The organism is Methylibium sp. T29-B (genome assembly GCF_000576225.1).
GTDB classification, from domain to species: Bacteria; Pseudomonadota; Gammaproteobacteria; order Burkholderiales; family Burkholderiaceae_C; genus Methylibium; species Methylibium petroleiphilum.
Genome location: NZ_AZSN01000297.1, coordinates 1 through 2,397 on the forward strand (window position 1 = coordinate 1; position 2,397 = coordinate 2,397).

Here is a 2,397-nt window from a genome sequence, read left to right on the forward strand (position 1 = left end):
CCATGTGCTGCCGTCGGCCGCACCGATCGAGCGTTCCAACCAGGCCGCGCAGCTGGCCGAGCTGCGCGCCGCCCGGACCCTGGCCGACAAGCGCGTCGCGCGCCTGCAGGCACTGGCCGACACGGTGCCGCGCAAGGAGATCGATGCCGCCGAGAGCGAGGCCGCCAGCCTGGCGGCCCGCATCGCGGCGGTGGGCGGCGGCCTGGCGCTGCGCGAGGCGCTGACGGCGCCGGTGGCGGGCGTGATCGCTCGGCACATGTGGTGGCCGGCCAGGTGGTCGACGCCCGCGAGCTGGTGTTCGAGATCGTCGACCCGACGCGCCTGCGCATCGAGGCGCTGGCCTTCGATGCCGCCCTCGCCGCGAACATCGGCAGCGCGACGATGGCCGTCGGCGAGCGACGCGTGCCGCTGGTCTTCGTCGGCGCCGCGCGCAGCCTGCGCGAGCAAGCGCTGCCGCTGAGCTTCCGCGCCGAGGGCGCGGCGCTCGAGGCGCTGGCCGTCGGCCAGCCGGTGCGGGTGTTCGTGCAGACGCGCGACACGGTGCAGGGCATCGCCGTGCCCGTGGCCGCGCTGATGAAGAACGCCGCCAACCAGACCATCGTCTGGGTCAAGACGGCCCCGGAGCGCTTCGAGCCCCGGGCGGTGACCACCGAAGCGCTGGACGGCATCCACGCCGCGGTGACCTCGGGGCTGAAGCCCGGTGATCGGGTCGCGACGCAAGGCGCGACCCTGATCAACCAGGTCCGCTGAAGGAGCCCGCGATGTTCAAGTGGCTCCTCGACAACAGCCTGAGCAACCGGCTGCTGGTGATCATCGCCAGCGTGGTGCTGATGGCCTACGGCGCATTCACGCTCTCGCGCACCCCGGTGGACGTGTTCCCCGACCTCAACAAGCCCACCGTCACGGTCATGACCGAGGCCGGCGGCATGGCCGCCGAGGAGGTGGAGCAGCTCATCACCTTCCCGCTCGAGACCACGATGAACGGGCTGCCCGGCGTGGAGTCGGTGCGCTCCACCTCGTCGGCCGGCCTGTCCTTCCTCTACGTCACCTTCGACTGGCGCACCGACATCTTCCGCGCCCGCCAACTGGTGTCGGAGCGCCTGTCGGCGATGGAGGAAGGCCTGGCCGAGGGCGTGCTGCCGCGCATGGGGCCGGTCAGCTCGATCATGGGCGAGATCCTGCAGATCGCGATCCCGGTCGACGCGGCGAAGATCTCGCCGATGGCGGTGCGCGAGTACGCCGACTGGGTGCTGCGCCCGCGGCTGCTGGCGGTGCCGGGCGTGGCGCAGGTGATCCCGATCGGCGGTGAAGTGCGGCAGTTCCAGGTGCAGCCGGACACGCAGCGCATGGCCGAGCTGGGCGTCACGCACGAGCAGCTGGAGGCCGCGCTGCGCGGCTATTCCAGCAACACCTCGGGCGGCTTCCTGGAACTCAACGGCCGCGAGGTGCTGATCCGCAACCTGGGCCGCACCTCCCGGCTCGAGGACCTGAAGGACCTGGCGCTCACCGCCCGAGACGGCCAGCCGCTGCTGCTGCGCCAGATCGCCGAGGTGAGCTTCGCCGCCGCGCTCAAGCGCGGCGACGCCGGCTTCGAGGGCAAGCCGGCCGTGATCCTGGGCATCCAGAAGCAGCCGACCGCCGACACCATCGCGCTGACGCGCGCGCTCGAGGAGGCTCTGCTCGGACTGAAGTCCTCGCTGCCGACGGGCATGGAGGCGCCGCAGGTCACGTTCCGCCAGGCGAGCTTCATCGAGGCCTCGATCACCACGCTGCAAGGCAAGCTGATCGGCGCTTCGGTGTTCGTCGCGCTGATCCTGTTCTTCTTCCTCGGCACACTGCGCCCGACGCTGATCGCGCTGACCGCGATCCCGGTCTCGATCTTCATCACCGCGCTGGTGTTCCGCTACTTCGGGCTGTCGATCAACACCATGACGCTGGGCGGCCTGGCGATCGCCATCGGCGGGCTGGTCGACGACGCGGTGGTGGGCGTGGAGAACGTGCTGCGGCGCCTGAAGGAAGACCGCGCGAAGCACCCCGACAAGCGCCTGCACCCGATCGAGATCGTGGGCCGCGCCACGATGGAGGTGCGCTCGGCCATCCTGTACGCCACGGTGATCATCGTGCTGGTGTTCATTCCGCTGTTCGCGCTGCCGGGGCTGGAGGGCCGGCTGTTCGTGCCGCTCGGCATCGCCTTCATCGTCTCGACGCTGGCCTCGCTGGTGGTCTCGGTGACGGTCACGCCGGTCCTCGGCTTCTACCTGCTGCCGCGGATGAAGAACATCGACCACGGCGACACCCGGGTGCTGGCCTGGCTGAAGGCCGGCTACCGCCGCAGCCTGCAGCGGGTGCTCGACCGCCCGCGCGCCGCGCTGGCCGCCGCCGCCGCGGCGGTGCTGG

At 71.2% G+C, this 2,397-nt stretch carries 1 protein-coding gene and 1 pseudogene; both read left to right on the forward strand.

Annotated elements, in window-relative coordinates:
- Window positions 1-750 (forward strand): annotated as a pseudogene (locus Y694_RS21310) (efflux RND transporter periplasmic adaptor subunit); the annotation flags it as partial.
- An 11-nt stretch (window positions 751-761) separates the two neighbouring features.
- Window positions 762-2,397: efflux RND transporter permease subunit (locus Y694_RS21315; protein WP_036236426.1), on the forward strand; the 1,636-nt coding region annotated here is incomplete at its 3' end.